We start from the raw sequence: 18510 nt of genomic DNA on the forward strand, positions 1-18510 counted from the left end.
ACTCCCCTGACAGAACTCAAGAGTAGGCAGCCGACCCCGACCGCACATGGCACGTCTGGGTCATTTTCCGCCTCGGCTCGTCACTTCGACGGAGTCGGCGAGCCCGCGGAGTAGACGTCCCCGCCCGAGGGGACGCTGACGTCGACCGGCTGCCCGAAGGCCGAGAACTCGCTCGTGGACGTCACCTTCACCTGGTCCTTGGGCTTGGTCGACCCCGGCACCTGGGCGAAGGTGAAGACCTCGACGACCTTGCGGATCCGGCCGTGCTGATCCAGCCACACGTCGTAGGGCACCTGCTTGACCGTGAACGTCCGCGCCCCGACCGCGAGCCCCGTCGCCTGGCCGCCGCCGGTCGCCTTGGCCGCCTCCGCCAGGTCCAGCGTCCCGGAGAAGTGGCGCACCACCGTGCCGTCCGGCTGCTTCTGCGTGCCCACCAGCTTCGCGGTCTGCGCGCCGCGCAGCGCGCCGGCGGCGCTCGCCGGGTCGGTGGCGCCGCTGCTGACCAGGTTGCCGTCGCCGAGCTGCTGCACCTGCACCTTGACCCACTTGCCGACCGGCACCTTGGCGCCGCTGCCCTGCATGTAGACGATGCCGGGCTCGAAGACCTCGGTCAGCCTGCCGGTGGTGCCGCCCGAACCGGGCGGCACGGTGACCACCAGCCGGCCGATCCGCGTCGTGTAGTTGTAGACGCCGGTGCCGTGCAGCGTCATCTGCTTCTGCGCCGACTCGGTGTGCAGGGTGGTGGCCGTGGCCAGGCTGCCGATGTGCCCCGTGAGGTCGGCGGCCTGGCGCACCGCGGTCAGCGGGTCCGCCGCGATCCGGTCCATCGAGGGGTCGGCCACCTGCCCCGCGCTCTGCTCGGCGCTGCTGCCGCAGCCGGCCAGCAGGACGGCGGCGGCCGAGGCGGCCACCGCGGCGGCGATCGCGCGGTTCCTGCTCCGCGGGGCGACTGCTGGGACTCCTCGGACTGCGGACACGGCCGTACCTCTCTGCGCTTCCTGTCCTGTCCCGTGACCAACGACCGCCCCCCGCCCGGGGTTACGGCGTTCGGCGTAGCCACGGGTTCCGGATACGGTGGTCCCATGACGCAGGAGCCGCGCCCGGCCGCCACCACCGAGCACCGGACGGACCTCGTCGAACGGGGCTCCTTCTGCACCGCCCGCTGCAGCTGCGGTTGGTTCGCCCCCGCCCGCCGCTCCCGCGACCGCGCCCGCCGCGACGTCGCCGAGCACCTGGACGGCGCGGGCGGGACCGCAACTGCCGACGGCGTGTCGACCGTCCTTCCCGCTGGAGAACCGTCCGCGGAGAGGTAGAACGCAGCCATGGCAGCTGACGCAGCATCACGTCCCCACCGGCGCACCGTCCTGCGGGCCGGGACCGCGCTCGCCGCCGCGGCCGGCCTCACCGCCTGCGCCGACATCCGTCACGACGCCGCGGCCGCCCCCGTGCACACCGAGGGCGTCGGGTCCGTCGGGACCGCGGGCTCCGAGGCGGTCGCGGCCTACGCGCCCGACTGGGCCGCGCTGACGCGCAGCCTGCACGGCCCCGTCATCCGCCCCGGCGACAGCCGCTACACCGCCGCCCAGCACCTGTTCCAGCCCCGCTACGACGGCGTCCACCCCGCCGCCGTCGCCTACCCGGCCTCGGCCGCGGACGTCGCCGCCTGCGTCTCCTTCGCCCGGAAGTACCGGCTGCCGCTCTCCGCCCGCAACGGCGGCCACAGCTACGGCGGTTGGTCCAAGGCCGCAGGCGGCCTGGTCGTCGACCTGGGCAGGCTGAACACCGTCCGCACCGTGCCCGGCGGCGCGGTCGTCGGCGCCGGCGCCCGCCTCATCGACGTCTACTCCCAGCTCAACGCCCATGGCGTCACCATCCCCGCGGGCTCCTGCCCCACGGTGGGCGTCACCGGTCTCACCCTGGGCGGCGGTGTCGGCGTCACCGGCCGGGCCTACGGGCTGACCTGTGACAACCTGACGGGCGCTCAGATCGTCACGGCGGCGGGCCGGATCCTCGACGTGGACGCGACGCACCACGCCGACCTGTTCTGGGCCCTGCGCGGGGGCGGCGGCGGCAACTTCGGCATCGTCACCCAACTGCGCTTCCGCACCCACCCGGCCCCGGACTGCGCCTACGCCTTCCTGAGCTGGAACTGGTCCCAGGCGGCGGACGTCATCCGCGCCTGGCAGGCCTGGGCGCCCAGCGCCCCCGACCGGCTCTGGTCCAACCTGCACGTGTCCGCCTCCAGCGACGGACGCCTGCGGATCGCCTCGACCTGCGTCATGGTCGGCGCGACACAGGCCGAACTGTCGGCGCAGATCCGGCGGCTGACGGTACGTCCGGCATCGGTGGGACTGCACTCGGCGTCGTTCTTCCACACCATGCAGGTCATGGGCGGCGTCGCCGGGGAGAGCGTCAGCCAGGCCCACGTGCGCGGCCCCCTGCCCGGGCAGACGGCGAACGGCCTGGTGGGGCGGTCCTCCTACGGCGCGCGGTCCGACTTCTACACCCGCCCGCTGAGCGCCGCGGGCGCCCGCGCGGTCGTGGCCGCGGTGGCCCGCTACCCCCGCAGCGCCCCGGCCGGGGGCCGGGCTGCCGTCGCCTTCGACGCGCTGGGCGGCGCGATCAACCGGATCCCCGTGACGGCCACGGCGTTCGCGCACCGCAACGCCCTGTTCCTGGCCCAGTACACGGCGGACTACCCCGCCGGCGTCACCGGCGGCTCCGCCGCGGACCGCTCCTGGGCGTGGCTCGACGGCACGTGGCACTCCCTCCGCGGGTTCGCCTCCGGCGCGGCCTACCAGAACTACCTCGACCCGCACCTGCCCAACTGGGCCCAGGCCTACTACGGCCCCAACCTCTCGCGCCTGCAGGCGGTGAAGCGGGCCTACGACCCGAGCGACCTCTTCCACTTCCCCCAGTCCATCCCCCTGCGCTAAGCCCCCGTCAGGGCCCCGTAGGGGCGCGAGGAACCGCGCGGGCACACACCACCCGGGGAGGTTCGTCCCGCACAAGGGTCGAACCTCCCCGAGTGGTGGGCCGATCGCGCAGTTCCTCGCGCCCCTGACGGTGCGGCTACGCCGCGAGGTCGTGGGGAGGCTCGTCGGGGAGCGGAGCGGGGCCGCCCCGCCGCGCGCTCCGCCTGCCGGTGGCAGGGCGGGGACGGGGATGGGCGATCAGAGGGGCCAGCGCCGAGCGCGAAACGGAGTGGGCCAGCGGGGTCAGCAACGCCATCGCGATCGGCGCGAGCAGCAGCGTCACCGCCGTCCCGAGGGCGAACCCGCCCAGGATGTCGGTCGGGTAGTGCACGCCGACGAACATCCGCAGGAAGCCCTCCAGTACCGCCAGGCCCATCGCGACGAAGCCGTAGCGCCGGTTGACCAGGAAGACCCCGACCGCGACCGCCATCGTGAACGTGGCGTGGTCGCTGGCGAAGGAGCCGTTGGCCTGATGGTCCATCAGCAGGTCCAGGCTGCCGGGGTGTTCGACGAAGGGCCGCGGCCGTTCCACCAGGGCCCGCACCGGGACGTTGGCCACCAGCGCGAGCCCCGCCGCGAGTCCGGCCCAGAGCACGCCCGCGACCGAGCCGGCCGGGTCCGATTGCTTCCGCGCCCACAGCCAGGTGGCGAGCAGCATCAGGACCGATGCGAGGGGGACGCCGTACTCCCCCATGAAGGCGAGCAGCGAGTCGAGCGCCGAGGGCAGATGCCGGGCCAGGCCGTTGACCGAGGAGACGACGTCCCAGTCGAGACTGCCGCCCTGCGCCTGAGGCGCCCCGAGTAGCGCGCCCACGCCACACCTCCGTCTGTTGGCCCGCCCCACCGTGCGGGCACTAGTGTGCCCGCTTCACAAGGGGCACAACGGAACGAATCCCCCAAAGGGTCCCGTCCGCTCCGGAAGTTATCGGAATGTTGTCCATCCCCCACCGGAACAGCACAGATGCGGCCCCTGGCGGGTCAGTGGCCGTTGGCGATCGTGCCCTGGCCGTTGACCGTCGGCAGGGCGGCGGCCCCGTCGGAGGTGACCCGGGTGGCGCCGTAGTAGTCGCCCTCGGAGTCGATGCTGTCGTAGCGGATGACGGCGCCGGTGTGCGGGGCGTTGATCATGTAGCCGCCGCCGACGTAGATGCCGACGTGGTGGATGGTGGCCGGGTCGTGCGGGTTGGTGGCGAAGAACACCAGGTCTCCGGGCTGGAGTTGGTCCCGGCTGGGGTGCGGTCCTGCGTACCACTGGTCCGCCGCGACCCGGGGCAGCTTGATGCCGACGCTGGCGTACGCGGCCTGGGTGAGCCCGCTGCAGTCGAAGCGGTAGCCCTGGGAGGCCTTGCCCTCGCCCCCCCACAGGTACGGCGTGCCGAGCTTGGTCTGCGCGTAGTAGATGGCCCCGGCCGCCTGCGAGGAGAAGGCCATCGGGGCGGTGGCGGTGAACGACTGGGCGAGCTGCTTGATCCGCCGGACGTAGTTCTGCGTCTCCGCGATCGGGGGCACGCCGCCGGCCTGGATGACGGCGTAGGGGCCGGCGTTGTAGGCGGCGAGCATGTTGGCCACCCGGTCCCCGCCCACCTTCGCGGTGTCCTTGGCCAGTTGGCAGTCGTAGGAGGCGGCGGACGGGATGGCGTCCGCGGGGTTCCACACGTCCGGCGTGTGCGTGTGGGTGGGGTCGATGCCGTAGATCTTCCAGGTGCCCGGCATGAACTGGGCGATGCCCTGCGCACCGACCGGGCTCTGCGCCCGCGGGTCGAACCCGCTCTCCTGGTAGAGCTGCGCCGCCAGCAGAGGGGGCGTCAGTTCCGGGCACAGCGTGCCCCATTGCTCGATCAGCGAGGTGTACGCGGCGGGGACGGTGCCGGGGGCGAGGGCGACCCGGCCCTGGGCCTCGGCCTGGGTGAGCGAGCCGTAGGCGGAGAAGGTGCCGAGCAGGACCAGCCCCAGGAACAGCGCCAGGAAGCCGCCGCCTCCGGCGGTGATGGCGGCGAGTGCGGTCCTGCGGGACGTCATGCGCGGGCGGCCTCACTGTCGGCGGTTCGTTCGGATCGGACGGTTTGTTCGGACCGGGACGGACGCGGGCATTGCTGACCGCAATGACCAGTGATACAGAGAGTAAGCGGTACGCTCATCGGGACGGCTGACCGTTTCTGACGGACCCTCATCGTGTCAGCCGCGCCCCAGGATTCAGGAGGCTTCCTGCGGAAAGTGGCCAAGTCGACACACGATCTGGCCAAGAATAGGGCTGAGCCCTACGCCACGGCCGGGCGTGGGGTTTTGAATGATGATCAGGTGGGTGGTTGCGTTGTTTCTGAGTGCGAACAAGGGTGACATCAACACCATCATCGGAGGGATCGCGCCCAACTGGGGCCCCTTCGGCAGCCTGGGCCAGGAGGCCCGGACGATGGTGGAGGTGGTGATGGCCGTGGCCATCCTCGGCTGCCTGGCCATCGCCATCTGGGGCGCGGCGAAGCAGCGCATCGGCGCGACCGCGCTCCGGGACACGTTCAGCGCGGAGCAGGGCAAGGGACTGATCATCGCCGGGCTGACCGGCGTGTTCATCATCGGTTCGCTGGGGACGTTGTTCACCATTGTGTACGGGATGGCTATCTGACTGGTCATCAGAGTCGCCACCCGACCCCTGAGTTGCCGCAAGGGCTGTGGATTGCGCCGATCCGGTCCCACGGATCCGCGCCCGGGTGCCAGGCTGTTCCCTGTCGCCCGCTGTCTCCGCCGCCTGCCCTGAACCCTCCTCCGTCCCAAGGGGGCCGCCGCCGTGTCCGTGCCCGAGTCTGACGACCAGCCGCATACGCGCACGCGCATGCCCGAGGGCCTGGCAGGCGGTCCGGGCCGCCCGGCGCGCGGCCTCACGGGGCCGGAGGCCCCGGCGGCGGCGTGGCGCCGGCTGCGGATGCTGGGGGCGGTGTTCGTGCTGGTCTTCGTGCTGGTGGTGGCCCTGGCCATCTTCAACCGCACGGGCGGCACGACGTCACGCCCGAACGGCGGGACGGGGACGGCGCCTGCGGCGGGCAGCAACGACGGCAGGGCCGACGCCACGGCCCCGACGGGAACCGCCCCGGTGACCGGCACCACCAACGGCATCGCGACGGGGTACGCCCGGACCGAGCAGGGGGCGGAGAGCGCCGCCGCGAACTACGCCGTTGCGCTCTGGTCCGACGCCATGCTCGGCACGTCCTCGCGCCACGGCGTCATCGCCACGGTGGCCGCCGGGCCAGCACAGCAGGCGCTCCAGCAGAAGTTCGACAAGTCCTACGACTACCTCAACGCGAAGCTCGGTCCTCAGACGGCCACTGCGGGCGGCAAATTGACACTCGTGTGCCGAGCCGTCCCAGTGGGCACCAGGACCACCCGCTTCTCCTCATCCGACGCCACCGTGCAGGTCTGGATGACCACCCTCTTCGGCTTGGCCGGGACGGGATCGCAGTATCCGGTCACCGAGAGCTGGAAGACCGTGACGCTCGGACTGAGCTGGAGCGGCGACTGGAAGGTCACCAGCTACGCCGACAGCGACGGCCCGACACCCATCAGCGGAAGCCAACCGGTTTCGGACCCCAGCAGCATCGCCGACGCGGCCACCCAGTTCGGAGGCTTCCGCTATGCACGTTGAGCTTCGCCGACTCGGAGTCGCGACCACAGCGAGCGCTGCGTTCCAACTGCTGCTGCTCCAGGTGGCCGGGGCAGCTGCGGCCTCTCCGGCCTCTCCGACACCATCGTCGTCTCCCGACTGCTCGGGCCTCTTCGGCGAAGCCGCCAAGCTGTGTCAGGGGAACGGGGGCAACGTCACCTCCCCCGTGACCTCCACCCTCGACCCCCTCCAGTCCCTGGCCAACGGCTGCGCCACCGCCGCCGCCTGGGTGGTCAAGAAGCTGTCCGCGGGGATCGACTCCACCACGAACGTGGACTTCACGAACACCGCCTTCCTCAAGCAGTACGGGATCGTCTTCGCCGCCTCCACCTTCCTCACCCTGATCCTCTGGCTGCTCGCCATCGCCAAGCGCGCGGCGCGCGGGGTTCCCATGGCGCAGGCGTTCGGGGAGGCCATCGGGTTCCTGTGGCTGACCGTCATCGCCTCCGCGTTCACCCCTCTCGTCCTCTACACGGTCGTCAGCGCCACCGACGGGCTCACCGAGGCCATCGCCGCCGGCACGAAAACCGACACCGCGACCTACCTCGGGACCTTCGCCGACACCCTCACCTCCGGGAAGATCGGCGGGGGGCCGATCATCCTGGTCCTGGTCTCCCTGGTCGCGATCCTCGCCGCCGCCGTCGTCTGGCTGGAGATGTTCATCCGGGCCGCGATGCTCTACGTGGGCGCGCTGCTCGGCACCGCCGTCTACGCGGGGCTCGTGGACAAGGAGCTGTGGAAGCACGTCCGGCGCTGGGCCGGGATGATGACCGCCGTCGTGCTGGTGAAGCCCGTCATCGTCATCGTGCTCGGGCTCGCCGGGGCCGTCGCCTCCTCCGCCGGGGCGAACGACGCGTTCTCCACCGTCGCGTCGGGCGTGGCGATCCTCGTCCTCTCCATCTTCGCCAGCGCCGCGATCTACCGCTTCGTGCCGGGCTTCGGCGACGACATGGTCGCCATGCGCCGGGCCCGGGCGTCCGCGATCAGCGCGGGCAGCGCCGTCGTCAACGGGCCGGCCAACTTCATGAAGCAGGGCATCAACACCCACGCCGCCCGCGAGCCGGAGCAGTCCGGCGGCAGCGGCGGAGGGGGCCGGGGCGGTGCGGCCGGGGGCGTCCAGCCGGGGATCGCCGCCCACGCGGCGCGCAGCGCCACGCCGCCCGCGCAGGCGGGGGCGCCCAAGGAGTCAGTCCAACAGCGCAACAGCGGCGGCTCGTTCGCCGACAAGGGAGGGCGGTAGGCGGTGTCCACCCAGCCCGTGGGCCAGTACCGGCGCACGTATCTGATCGGAAAGGCCCGGCCGAACGCGGTCATCGGACGCAACCGCGAGGCCGGGGAGATCTTCCTGATCATCTTCTGCGCCTTCCTCGGCATGCTCTGGGGCATCTTCGTCAAGGTGCTCGTCATCCGGCTGCTGGGTCTGATCGCCCTGCCGCTGCTCGGCTTCGCCGTGGTCTATCTCCCTTACCGCAAGCGGACCTTCTACAAGTGGTTCGAGATCAACCGCAGCTACCGCCGCACCGTGCGCTCCTCCGCCGCCCGCTACCGCTCGTCCGCCATGGAGGCGGGGACGAAGCTGAACGGCCAGGAGGTCGAGGTCGGCCCGCCGCCCGGCATCGGCCGGATCCGCTGGCTGTCCGCGCCCTTCGGGCCGGACGAGGTCGCCGTGCTGCTGCACCTCGACCGGCGCGCCGTCACCGCCGCCATCGAGATCGAGGGCCCCGGCGTGGGCCTGCGCGACTCCGAGGACCAGGAGGCCCTGGTCGACCGGTTCGGCACGCTGCTGCGCCATGTCGCCAACGGCGACGGCTTCGTGACACGGCTTCAGATGCTCGCCCGCACCCTCCCCGCCGATCCCGACGCCCACGCCAAGGACGTCGCCCGCCGCGGCGACCCGGACGCCCCGCAGTGGCTCAAGGAGTCCTACGACCAGCTGCAGGCCATGGTCTCCACCTCCTCCGAGCAGCACCGCGCCTACCTGGTCGCCTGCATGCCCTACACCCGCGAACTCGCCGCCGAGGCCCAGGCGATGGGCCGCACCGCGCACGGCCGGGCCCGCGGCGACGAGGGACTGGCGGCCGTCATGGCCCGCGAGCTCACCGACATCTGCGCCCGGCTGGCCGAGGCCGACATCCGGGTCCGCCAGCCGCTCGGCCAGGCGCGGCTCGCCTCGCTGCTGCACTCGATGTACGACCCGGACCACCAGATCGACCACATCCAGGCCATGTCCCGCCGCAACGCCTGGCCGGCCGAGCTGGACGCCACGCACCCGCACTACCTGGGCGCGAAGACCCGCGAGTCGGCGACGCGCGAGCCCTGGTGCCATGCCACCGCGTGGATCAAGGAGTGGCCGCTGACCCCCGTCGGCGTCAACTTCCTGGCCCCGCTGCTGGTGCACACCCCCGACGTGATCCGCACGGTGGCCGTCACCATGGACCTCGAGCCGACGGACGTCGCCATCGAGCGGATGCTCACCGAGAAGACCAACGACGACGCCGAGGCGTCGCGCGCCGCCAAGATGAACCGCACCGTGGACCCCCGCGACCTGGCCCACAGCGGCCGCGTGGACCAGCGCGGCGAGGACCTCGCCTCCGGCGCGGCCGGCGTGAACCTCGTCGGCTACATCACCGTGAGCTCCCGCACGCCGGAGGCGCTCGCCCGGGACAAGCGCACGATCCGTGCCTCCGCAGGCAAGAGCTACCTCAAACTGGAGTGGTGCGACCGGGAACACCACCGGGCGTTCGTCAACACCCTGCCCTTCGCAACCGGCATCCGGCGCTGACCCGGAGATAGGAGAAGGACTGTGGCGGCTCCCCTCGGCGGGCTCTCCGAAGCGTTCACCAGCTTCCTGTTCGGCAGGATCGAGACCACCCGCCTTCCGGTACGCACCTCCACCGGCCAGGCGCAGGCCGTCTACCTGCCCACCGCGGCACCGGGGTTGGGCGACTCCGGCGTGATCATCGGCCGCGAGGTCTACAGCGGCAAGGGCTACGTCTACGACCCCTTCCAGCTGTACGGGCAGCAGCTGCCCGCGCCGCACTGGCTGGTGCTGGGCGAGTCCGGCAACGGCAAGTCCGCGCTGGAGAAGACCTATGTGCTGCGCCAACTGCGGTTCCGCGACCGGCAGGTGGTGGTCCTCGACGCCCAGGGCGAGGACGGCGTCGGCGAGTGGAACCTGATCGCCAAGGCGCTGGGGATAACGCCGATCCGGCTCGACCCGATGTCCGCGCTGTCCGGCGGCGTCAAGCTCAATCCGCTGGACCCGGCCATCACCGCGACCGGGCAGCTGGCGCTGCTGCGCACCATCATCGAGGTGGCGATGGGGCGGGGCCTGGAGGAGCGGGCGGGCTTCGCCCTCAAGGCCGCGCACGCCCATGTGGTCGCCCGGGTGACCACCCGTCAGCCGGTGCTGGCGGACGTCATCGAGGCGCTGCGCAGCCCCAACACGGACTCCATCGACTCGCTGGGCGTCTCGTTGGACGACATCCAGACCTGGGGCCTGGACGTCGCCCTGGTGCTGGACCGCCTCGTCGACGGCGACCTGCGGGGGATGTTCGACGGCCCGACGACGGAGGACATCGACCTCGACGCCCCGCTGATCGTCTTCGACCTCTCGCACATCGACCGGAACTCGATCGCCATGCCGATCCTGATGGCGATCGTGGGCGTGTGGCTGGAGCACACCTGGATCCGGCCGGACCGCAGGAAGCGCATCTTCCTGGTCGAGGAGGCCTGGCACATCATCAACTCGCCCTTCGTGGCGCAGCTGTTCCAGCGGCTGCTGAAGTTCGGGCGGCGACTGGGCCTGTCGTTCGTCGCGGTGGTGCACCACCTGAGCGACGTGGTGGACGGAGCGGCGGCCAAGGAGGCGTCGGCGATCCTGAAGATGGCCTCGACCAGGACCATCTACATGCAGAAGGCGGACGAGGCCCGGGCGACCGGCCGGGTGCTGGGCCTGCCCCGGTGGGCCGTGGAGATCATCCCCACGCTGTCCCCGGGCATCGCGGTGTGGGACGTGAACGGCAACGTGCAGGTGGTCAAGCACATCATCACCGAGGCGGAGCGCCCGCTGGTCTTCACCGACCGCGCGATGACGGAGGAGGCCATCGCCGAGCGGACCCGCGCGTCCCAGCAGCTCGCCGAGGACCCGGCGGCGTGAGCACGCCCGGACGCGCCGGGGGCGGCGGGGTGCCCGACGGACTGATCGTCGGCATACTCGGGCTGCTGCTCGGCACGACCGGCGCGGTCTGGCTGGCAACGGAGGCGGCGGAGTTCGCCACCCACGGGCACGCCCCGCATCCGCTGCGCTTCTCGGCGACCCCGGTGGCCATCCGGCACCTGGCCACCGCCCCGAACGACCTCCCGGCGGCCTGGCCGGACACGCCCGCCGGACAGCTGCCGTCGCCGACGGCGTTCTGGCTGAGCTTCTTTCTGCTGCTGGTCGCGCTGCTGCTGCTCTTCCTCGCCACGCTGGCGCTGCGTGCCCGGTTCGCCGCTCCCCGCGGAGGAAAGCCGACCGCCCCGCTTCCGCCTCAGCGGGGTCCTGCGGACCCACCCGGTGTCCAAGGCGGCGCGACCGCCTCCGGCGCGTGGGCACGGCGGCCTGCGGCGCAGGAACCCCCCGGAAGTGACGTCCCGTCAGCTGTGCACCCCGGGGCCCGCATCGCTCCTCAGCCCTACGCGGCCGAGCCTGCCGTGGGCCGCGAGGCCCCGCCACCGGCCGCCTCCGCTCACGGCCGCGGCCACCCGGCGCCCGGCCCGTCCTCCCCGCCCCTCCGCCCGGCCTCCGGCCCCGTCAGTGCCGGCCTCCCTGACGTGCCGTCAGGCGTCTCGGAGACGTGGGGCGAAGCCCCCGCGCCCCAGGGCACCGCCACCCCAGCAGGCCCAGCCCAGGTGCCGCCCCCGACCCTCAGGGCGTGGGGCGCTCGCGCCGGCATGGGTGGCCCAGGGGGTGCGGGGTTGACGTGTGTGCTCGTGCCGGAGGTGGGGGCGCGGAGTGCCAAGAGGGAGGTGCTGGCGGAGGCGGCGCGGAAGGCGCCGGGTGCGTTGGTGGTGGTCACCGCGGACCGGGCGCTGTGGGAGCAGCGGCCCGCGCATCGGGACGCCGCGCTGTACGACCCCGGCCACCTCCTCGCCGACACCACGGGCCTGGCCTGGGCGCCGGAGGGCGGCTGCACGGACCCCGCCGTCGCCGCCGCGGGGGGCCGCGCGCTGCTGGCGCCGGGGCTCCGCCCCGGCAGGGACGGGACCGACGCCGAGGCGGCGCTCGCCGCCTGGCTGGAGGCCGCCGCGCGCGAGGGGCGGTCCATCCGCCACGTCGCCCGGAGAGCCGCCAGGCCCGACGCGCCGGAGCCGGTCCGGGCCGCCCTCGCGTGCCTGGAGGAGCTGCACGTGCTCAAGTCCTGCCTGCCGAGCGGCAGTCCGCAGGACGACGGCCTGGACCTGGACGACGTGGTCGCAGGCCGCCGCCCGCTCTACCTGTTCGGCGCCGCCTCCGAGGCCCGCGTGCGGGCCGCCGACCACAGCACCATGCCGCTGCTGACCGCGCTCCTCGACGAGCTGCTCACCCGGCTTCCTCCGAAGGCGACGCTCGTCCTCGACGACATCGCCGCCGTCGCGCCCGCGCCAGGGCTCCCCCGGCTCGTCGACCGGGGCGCGGACCTCACCACCGTGCTGACCCTGCGGTCCTTCGAACAGGCCCGTGCCCGCTGGAGTGAGGACGTCGTCCACAGCCTGTGGACGACCGCGGACCACCGCGCCACCGTCGATCCTGGCCCGCCGCCGGGTCTGCGGGAGTGGAGCGCGCAGTGAAAGCACCTCGTCCTCGCGGTCGCGCCTGACATACAGTCACTCTTCCGACCGGACTACGGACGAAGACGAGAGGGCCGTTGCAGATGAGCTGGCAGGTGCCGCCCAGCCCGTGGGGGCGCATCCCCGCACCGCCGAAGCCGGGTGTGGTCCCGCTGCGGCCGCTGTCCGTCGGGGACGTCCTCGGCGGCGTCGTGCAGACGCTCAGCCGGTACTTCTGGCCGGTCTACGCGCCCCTGCTGGTCCTGGGCGCGGCGGCGATCGCCGCGCTCGGCGGGCTGGTCGCGCTGGCCTACCCGGACGCCCACCGGCTCTACCGGCTCGCGCAGGACCACGTCGCCGACCCGCACTGGCACCCGGCCTGGCACGACGTCTCGTCCCTCGTCGGCCTGCTGGGCGCCGGCGCCGGCCTGCTCGTGCTGGTCGCGCTGCTGATGGACCTCACCGGGACGCTGACCGGAACGGCCGTGCTGCGGCACGCCGCCGTCGGCCGCCGGGTGACGGCCCGTCAACTGCTGCGCGAGGCGCTGGGCGCCGGCTGGCGCCTGCTCGGCGGCATGCTGCTGCTGGCCCTGGGCTTCCTGGTCTGGGAGGGAGCCGGCCTGGCCCTCGTCCTGGGCGTCGGCCTCGGTACCCGCAACGCGGGCATCGCCGCGCTGGCCGCCCTGGTGTGGCTGCTCTCGGGCATCGGCGTCTGCTACGCGTACGTGCGGCTGTCCCTGCTCTACCCGGTGATCGTGCTGGAGGGCAGCGGCCCCCTCGCGGCCTTCAGGCGGGCCTGGCGGCTCAACGAGGGCGCCTGGTGGCGCAGCCTCGGCATCCCGCTGCTGACGAGCCTGGCCAGCAGCCTGGCGGTCCAGCTCGTACTGTCCCCGCTGTCCGTCGTGGCGATGGCCGTGACCGGAACCAGCTCCCCGACGCTGCCCAGCGACCCGGCGGAGCTGAACCCGCTGGCCTACCTGCTGTCCATGCTGCTGACCACCCTGCTCACCGTCCCGGTCTGGATGCTGCTGCAGGTTCTCGTCCAGCCGGTGAAGCCGGTGACCATGGGCCTGCTCTACGTGGACCGCCGGATCCGCCGGGAGAGCCTGGACGTGCACCTCGCCGCTGAGGCCGGTATCCACCTCGCCCCGCACCCCTACGTCCCGCCGCAGGCCCCACCGCAGGCCCCACCGCAGGCCCCGCCGCAGGCTCCGCCGGTGGCGGACTCCCCGGTGGACCTGGGCAAGGACCGGCCGGGGGCGGACTCCTGACGGCGGATCACGAGGAGCTCACCGGCGGCGTCAACACCGTCCGCCGCGAGGGGAACCTGGTCCGCCGCCCGGCCGGGCCTTGGAGCGCGACGGTGCAGCGGCTGCTGGCCCACCTCGCCGAGGCGGGCTTCACCGGCGCGCCGCGGCCGCACGGCCTGGACGGCGACACGGAGTTGGTGGAGTTCCTGCCGGGCGAGGTCGGCCACGACTTCGGGGCCCCGCTGGTCCGCAGCGACGCGGCCCTGGTGGCCGCGGCCCGGCTGCTGCGCCGACTGCACGACGCCACCGCCGACTTCCCGCTGCGGCCCGAGGAGGACGTGTGGCAGTTGCCGGTCCGCACACCCGTCGAGGTCGTCTGCCACGGGGACGCGGCGACGTACAACACCGTGTTCCGGGACGGGCTCCCGGTGGCCTTCATCGACTTCGACACCGCCCATCCGGGCCCTCGGCTGTGGGACGTCGCCTACACCGCCTACCGCTTCGTCCCGCTCTACGCGCCGGACGCCGCCGAGGGGCCGGTCCCCGTGCCGGAGGCCCGCCGTCGGCTGCGCCTGTTCGCCGACGGCTACGGCCTGTCCGAGCAGGAGCTGCGCGGCCTGGGGAAGGCGGTCGCCGAGCGCCTGGAGGCGCTGGTCGACTTCATGCACGCCGAGGCGGACGCGGGGCATCCGGCCTTCGCCCGCCATGTCGCCGAGGGTCACGACCTGCGCTACCGGACCGACGCCCGCTGGGCCTTGAGCCAGTTCTCAGATCTGGGATACATTCCCTGATGTGGGAGATGCCAACTTCGACGCGCGCCTTGCCGCGCGCCTGACCCGGCTGCGCGCCGGACACGAGTGGTCGCTGGACCAGCTCGCCGAGCGGACCGGCGCCAGCCGGTCCACCCTGTCCCGACTGGAGCGCGGCGAGATCAGCCCGACCGCCTCGCTGCTGGGCCGCCTCTGCGCGGCGTACGGCATCACCATGTCCTGGCTGCTGGCCGAAGTCGAGGCCGAGCCGCCGCAGCTGCTGCCCGCCTCGGAGCAGCCCGTCTGGCGCGACGACGCCTCCGGCTTCGTCCGCCGCCAGGTCTCCCCGCCGCTGCCCACGCTGCGCGGGGAGCTGATCGAGGCACGGCTCGCCCCCGGCGCGGACATCGCGTACACGGAGCCGGCCGTGCGTGGGCTGGAGCAGCACATCTGGCTGCTGGAGGGCCAGTTGGAGATCACCGCCAACGACCGGACCTCACTCCTGCGGCCGGGCGACTGCCTGCGCTTCCGCCTCTGGGGCTCCTCCCGGTTCCGGGTGCCCGGGGACGCAGAGGCCCGGTACGTCCTGGCCGTGGTGCTGCCATGACGATCCGTCAACTCGACGCCGACGCCTACACCGCGGCGCTGCCCGCGCTCGGCCGCCTGCTCGCCGACACGGTCGCCGCAGGCGCCTCGCTCGGCTTCGTCCACCCCTTCGACGCGCCCGCCGCACAGGCCTGGTGGGCCGATCTCAGCCCAGCGGTCGCGGCCGGCAGCCTGCGCGTGTGGGGAGCCCACGACGGGACCGGCGACCTCGTCGGCACGATCAGCCTGGCCCTGCCGTCCAAGCCCAACGCCCGGCACCGGGCCGAGATCGTGAAACTGATGGTCCACCCGCGCGCCCGCGGTCGCGGCCTCGCCCGCACCCTGCTGGACACCGCGGAGGCCGCCGCCCGCGGGGCGGACGTCTCCCTGCTCGTCCTGGACACCGAGACCGACAGCCCGGCGGACCGGTTGTACGCGGCGACCGGCTGGACCCGCTACGGCCTCGTCCCCGCCTACGCCGCGTCGCCCGACGGCACCCTGAAGGACTGCTCCTTCTACTACAAGCAGCTGCGCACTCAGTCGGGCTGACCCAGGCGCACGTGCTCCACGTGGTACAGCGCCTGGTCGAGCAGCGCCGCCACGTGCTGGTCGTACAGCGAGTAGATCACCGAACGCCCCTGGCGCTCGCGGACCACCATGCCGAGATTGCGCAGCAGGCGCAGCTGGTGCGAGCAGGCCGACTGCTCCATGCCCACCTCGGCTGCCAACTCCGAAGCGGAGAGCGGGCCTTCGCGCAGCCGGGAGAGGATCAGCAACCGCGAGGGCGTGGCCAGGGCCTGGAGCGTCGTCGCCACCTGCTCAGCCGTGGGCGCGTCCAGGCGCGTGCGCGGGACCTGCTCCGCAGGTGCTGCTCCATGGCCCATGCCGACCATCGTACCGAGGGCACCCAGAACTGAAGGATTGAATCCTTGTTCATACGTTCCTGTAGCCTGGGCCCATGTCCGCCCAGGCCACCCTGCTCCAGACCCCGGCCCCGCCGGCCGCCCCGCCCGCGGCACCCCGCCGCACCCGAGTGCTCGCGCTTCCCGAAGCCCGCTGGGCGGCCGCTGCCCTGGTGCTCTTCCTCGTGGCGCTGCCCTTCCACCTGCTCGGGGCACCGGCCTGGACCTGGGGACCGCTCTACGCCCTCGTCTACGCCGCCGGCGGCTGGGAACCCGGCTGGGCCGGACTGCGGGCCCTGCGGGAACGGACCCTCGACGTCGACCTGCTGATGGTGGTGGCCGCACTCGGAGCGGCCGCGATCGGCCAATTCCTCGACGGGGCGCTGCTCATCGTCATCTTCGCCACCTCCGGCGCCCTGGAGGCGCTGGCAACCGCCCGCACCGCGGACTCGGTACGCGGCCTGCTCGACCTCGCACCCGCCACCGCCACCCTGCTCCGCCCCGACGGAAGCGAGGAGACCGTCCCTGCCGAACGCCTGCGCGTCGACGACACGATCCTCGTCCGCCCGGGCGAACGCATCGGCGCGGACGGCATCGTGCTCGACGGCGCCGGCGACGTCGACCAGGCAGGCATCACCGGCGAGCCCATGCCCGCACCGAAGGAACCCGGCAGCGACGTCTTCGCCGGAACCCTCAACGGCGCCGGCGCCCTGACCGTCCGCGTCACCCGCGACCCCGCCGACTCCGTCATCGCCCGGATCGTCGCCCTGGTCGAGGAGGCGTCCGAGACCAAGGCGCACACCCAGCTCTTCATCGAGAAGGTCGAACAGCGCTACTCCCTGGGCATGGTGGCCGCCACCCTGCTGCTGTTCCCGCTTCCCCTCGCCTTCGGCGCAGCGCTCGCCCCCACACTGCTGCGGGCCATGACGTTCATGATCGTCGCCTCCCCCTGCGCCGTCGTCCTGGCCACCATGCCGCCGCTGCTGTCGGCCATCGCCAACGCCGGCCGCCACGGCGTCCTGGTCAAGTCCGCCGTCGTCATGGAACGCCTCGGACAGATCGACGCGGTCGCTCTCGACAAGACCGGCACCCTGACCGAGGGCACACCCCACGTCGTCTCCGTCCGTCCCCTCGGCCACCTGACAGCCGATCAGGTCCTCACGCTGGCAGCCTCCGTCGAGCACGGCAGTGAACACCCCCTCGGCCGCGCCATCCTGAGCGCCGCCCGCGACCGCGGACTCGCCGTTCCACCGGCCCACGACTTCACCGCCGAACCCGGCATCGGCGTCACCGCCCGGGTCAACGGCGCACACGTCACCGTCGGCCGCCCAGACCGACTCGCCCCCGAGCTGACGACCGCTCAGCAGACCAACACCCAGGTGGTGGTCCTCCACGATGACCGTCCGGTCGGCCTCCTCCACCTCAGCGACCGGCTGCGCCCGGACGCCGCCGCCACCGTCACCGCACTCGCCGCCGCCACCGCACGGCCGCCCCTTCTCCTGACCGGGGACAGCCCGGAAGCAGCGGCCCACCTGGCCGCCGGTGTCGGCATCACCGAAGTGCGCGCCGGACTGCTCCCGCAGGACAAGGTCGCCGCCGTCCGCGAACTGGGCGCCGCCGGCCACCGGGTCCTCGTCGTCGGCGACGGCGTCAACGACGCCCCCGCCCTCGCCGCCGCGCACAGCGGCATCGCCATGGGCCAGGCCGGCTCCGACCTGGCACTGGAATCCGCGGACGCCGTAGTGGTCCGCGACGAACTGGCCGCCGTCCCCCGGGTGGTGGCCCTCTCCCGCCGGGCCCGCCGCCTGGTCGTCCAGAACCTCTGGATCGCCGGCCTGTTCATCACCGGCCTCGTCGTGTGGGATCTTGTGGGGACCCTCCCCCTGCCCCTCGGCGTCGCGGGGCACGAGGGCTCCACCGTCGTCGTCGGACTGAACGGACTGCGGCTGCTCCGCGAGTCCGCCTGGAGGAACGCGTGACCCAGCCCACCGTGGTGCTGTGCCGGGGCTGCTGCTGCGGCACCGGCAAGATCCCCGGCGTCGACCACACGCGGCAGCTCCAGGAACTCCGCGCCGCCTGCGCGGGCACCGCGCGCTTCCGCGTCGTGGACTGCCTCGACGCCTGCGAGCACGCCAATGTCGTCGTGGTGCAACCCACCCCGTCGGCCCGCGCCGCCGGCGCCCGCCCGGTCTGGCTCGGCCTGGTCAACGACCCCGAAGCGACTGCCGACATCGCCACCTGGACAGCCGCCGGCGGCCCCGGCCAGGCCGACCCTCCCGGCATGCTCGACCTCTACGTCTTCTCCCCGTCCCGCCGCATCCGCGCCGCGCTCGACACCGACTGACGCCCGAGCGAGCCCCCGCGATCCGCGCAGGCATCGCCAGCCGGAACCTCCGGGAACGGCCCGCCCGGCCACACCGCCGTGGCGGGTTGGCGACCGCCCCGCCCCCACTCTCGCGAACCCGCCACCACCCCACCGGCTGCCTGCCGCCGACCCCCGCCAACATGGCGGGTTGACGACACTCGAGGCACCACTCTCGCCAAGCCGCCACCACCCCACCAGGTCCCGCCCGGCCGCCCGTACTCCGACGGCCACGCGCCACCGGC

At 73.1% G+C, this 18510-nt stretch carries 18 protein-coding genes; 14 read left to right on the plus strand and 4 right to left on the minus strand.

Annotated elements, in window-relative coordinates:
* Nucleotides 1-80 precede the first annotated feature (80 nt).
* Nucleotides 81-977 carry an SCO4651 family lipoprotein gene (locus tag ACFP3V_RS02580; protein ID WP_380579195.1) on the minus strand — a complete coding sequence of 299 codons (897 nt, stop codon included), beginning with the start codon at nt 975-977 and terminating at the stop codon, nt 81-83.
* 105 nt (nt 978-1082) lie between these two features.
* Here ACFP3V_RS02580 and ACFP3V_RS02585 point away from each other — a divergent pair, with 105 nt between their 5' ends.
* Both ACFP3V_RS02585 and ACFP3V_RS02590 read left to right on the plus strand, forming a co-directional pair.
* Nucleotides 1083-1313: a hypothetical protein gene (locus ACFP3V_RS02585; protein WP_380579197.1), complete on the plus strand. Its 231-nt coding sequence runs from the start codon at nt 1083-1085 to the stop codon at nt 1311-1313.
* A gap of 9 nt (nt 1314-1322) precedes the next feature.
* The gene (locus ACFP3V_RS02590; RefSeq protein WP_380579199.1) at nt 1323-2936 is read left to right on the plus strand and encodes an FAD-binding oxidoreductase; all 1614 of its coding nucleotides are present in this window, start codon (nt 1323-1325) and stop codon (nt 2934-2936) included.
* Nucleotides 2937-3072: 136 nt separating this feature from the next.
* Here ACFP3V_RS02590 and ACFP3V_RS02595 read toward each other — a convergent pair whose 3' ends face one another.
* Nucleotides 3073-3789: a phosphatase PAP2 family protein gene (locus tag ACFP3V_RS02595; RefSeq protein ID WP_380579201.1), complete on the minus strand. Its 717-nt coding sequence runs from the start codon at nt 3787-3789 to the stop codon at nt 3073-3075.
* Between the two features lie 164 nt (nt 3790-3953).
* Nucleotides 3954-4994, minus strand: coding sequence for a bifunctional lytic transglycosylase/C40 family peptidase (locus ACFP3V_RS02600; protein ID WP_380579203.1), 1041 nt, complete (start codon nt 4992-4994; stop codon nt 3954-3956).
* A gap of 292 nt (nt 4995-5286) precedes the next feature.
* Between ACFP3V_RS02600 and ACFP3V_RS02605 the strand changes: the two genes are divergently transcribed.
* The 10 genes from ACFP3V_RS02605 (at nt 5287) to ACFP3V_RS02650 (ending at nt 15550) form a co-directional block, all read left to right on the plus strand.
* Entirely contained in the window at nt 5287-5595 is a 309-nt protein-coding gene (locus tag ACFP3V_RS02605) for a hypothetical protein (protein WP_380579205.1), read from the plus strand.
* A gap of 207 nt (nt 5596-5802) precedes the next feature.
* A complete protein-coding gene (locus ACFP3V_RS02610) occupies nt 5803-6609 on the plus strand; it encodes a DUF8175 domain-containg protein (protein WP_380579207.1) in 807 nt (268 codons plus the stop codon).
* Nucleotides 6599-7867 (plus strand): hypothetical protein, encoded by a 1269-nt coding sequence (locus tag ACFP3V_RS02615; protein WP_380579209.1) that lies wholly within the window; start codon nt 6599-6601, stop codon nt 7865-7867. Before ACFP3V_RS02610 ends, ACFP3V_RS02615 begins: the two co-directional genes overlap by 11 nt.
* 3 nt (nt 7868-7870) lie before the next feature.
* A complete protein-coding gene (locus ACFP3V_RS02620; RefSeq protein ID WP_380579211.1) occupies nt 7871-9409 on the plus strand; it encodes an SCO6880 family protein in 1539 nt (512 codons plus the stop codon).
* Between the two features lie 21 nt (nt 9410-9430).
* Nucleotides 9431-10786 carry an ATP-binding protein gene (locus ACFP3V_RS02625; RefSeq protein WP_380579213.1) on the plus strand — a complete coding sequence of 452 codons (1356 nt, stop codon included), beginning with the start codon at nt 9431-9433 and terminating at the stop codon, nt 10784-10786.
* Nucleotides 10783-12438, plus strand: a complete 1656-nt coding sequence (locus tag ACFP3V_RS02630; RefSeq protein WP_380579215.1) for a hypothetical protein — start codon at nt 10783-10785, stop codon at nt 12436-12438. The genes ACFP3V_RS02625 and ACFP3V_RS02630 overlap by 4 nt, the downstream gene beginning before the upstream one ends.
* Nucleotides 12439-12521: 83 nt before the next feature.
* Complete coding sequence (locus ACFP3V_RS02635; RefSeq protein WP_380579217.1) at nt 12522-13688, plus strand: hypothetical protein; 1167 nt, start codon at nt 12522-12524, stop codon at nt 13686-13688.
* A gap of 92 nt (nt 13689-13780) precedes the next feature.
* Nucleotides 13781-14458 carry a phosphotransferase gene (locus ACFP3V_RS02640; protein ID WP_380579219.1) on the plus strand — a complete coding sequence of 226 codons (678 nt, stop codon included), beginning with the start codon at nt 13781-13783 and terminating at the stop codon, nt 14456-14458.
* A gap of 1 nt (nt 14459) precedes the next feature.
* A complete protein-coding gene (locus ACFP3V_RS02645; RefSeq protein ID WP_380579221.1) occupies nt 14460-15023 on the plus strand; it encodes a helix-turn-helix domain-containing protein in 564 nt (187 codons plus the stop codon).
* Nucleotides 15020-15550, plus strand: a complete 531-nt coding sequence (locus ACFP3V_RS02650) for a GNAT family N-acetyltransferase (protein ID WP_380579223.1) — start codon at nt 15020-15022, stop codon at nt 15548-15550. Before ACFP3V_RS02645 ends, ACFP3V_RS02650 begins: the two co-directional genes overlap by 4 nt.
* On the opposite strand, the gene ACFP3V_RS02655 is transcribed toward ACFP3V_RS02650, so the two are convergent.
* Entirely contained in the window at nt 15538-15885 is a 348-nt protein-coding gene (locus ACFP3V_RS02655; protein WP_380579225.1) for an ArsR/SmtB family transcription factor, read from the minus strand. The two genes, ACFP3V_RS02650 and ACFP3V_RS02655, sit on opposite strands and share 13 nt — an antisense overlap.
* Nucleotides 15886-15959: 74 nt before the next feature.
* Between ACFP3V_RS02655 and ACFP3V_RS02660 the strand changes: the two genes are divergently transcribed.
* On the plus strand, nt 15960-17882 hold the full coding sequence (locus ACFP3V_RS02660; RefSeq protein ID WP_380579227.1) for a heavy metal translocating P-type ATPase: 1923 nt from the start codon (nt 15960-15962) through the stop codon (nt 17880-17882).
* Nucleotides 17879-18247, plus strand: coding sequence for a (2Fe-2S) ferredoxin domain-containing protein (locus ACFP3V_RS02665; protein ID WP_380579229.1), 369 nt, complete (start codon nt 17879-17881; stop codon nt 18245-18247). The genes ACFP3V_RS02660 and ACFP3V_RS02665 overlap by 4 nt, the downstream gene beginning before the upstream one ends.
* Nucleotides 18248-18510 lie beyond the last annotated feature (263 nt).

The sequence above is a fragment of the Streptacidiphilus monticola genome (assembly GCF_042658505.1).
GTDB lineage: Bacteria > Actinomycetota > Actinomycetes > Streptomycetales > Streptomycetaceae > Streptacidiphilus > Streptacidiphilus monticola.

What these genes read in the sequence shown, in the direction of transcription:
- ACFP3V_RS02590 (WP_380579199.1), top strand. Translation starts at nt 1,323, where the DNA reads ATGGCAGCTGACGCAGCATCACGTCCCCACCGGCGCACCGTCCTGCGG.
- ACFP3V_RS02600 (WP_380579203.1), bottom strand. Translation starts at nt 4,994, where the DNA reads ATGACGTCCCGCAGGACCGCACTCGCCGCCATCACCGCCGGAGGCGGC.
- ACFP3V_RS02655 (WP_380579225.1), bottom strand. Translation starts at nt 15,885, where the DNA reads ATGGGCCATGGAGCAGCACCTGCGGAGCAGGTCCCGCGCACGCGCCTG.
- ACFP3V_RS02660 (WP_380579227.1), top strand. Translation starts at nt 15,960, where the DNA reads ATGTCCGCCCAGGCCACCCTGCTCCAGACCCCGGCCCCGCCGGCCGCC.
- ACFP3V_RS02650 (WP_380579223.1), top strand. Translation starts at nt 15,020, where the DNA reads ATGACGATCCGTCAACTCGACGCCGACGCCTACACCGCGGCGCTGCCC.
- ACFP3V_RS02635 (WP_380579217.1), top strand. Translation starts at nt 12,522, where the DNA reads ATGAGCTGGCAGGTGCCGCCCAGCCCGTGGGGGCGCATCCCCGCACCG.
- ACFP3V_RS02610 (WP_380579207.1), top strand. Translation starts at nt 5,803, where the DNA reads ATGCCCGAGGGCCTGGCAGGCGGTCCGGGCCGCCCGGCGCGCGGCCTC.
- ACFP3V_RS02585 (WP_380579197.1), top strand. Translation starts at nt 1,083, where the DNA reads ATGACGCAGGAGCCGCGCCCGGCCGCCACCACCGAGCACCGGACGGAC.
- ACFP3V_RS02615 (WP_380579209.1), top strand. Translation starts at nt 6,599, where the DNA reads ATGCACGTTGAGCTTCGCCGACTCGGAGTCGCGACCACAGCGAGCGCT.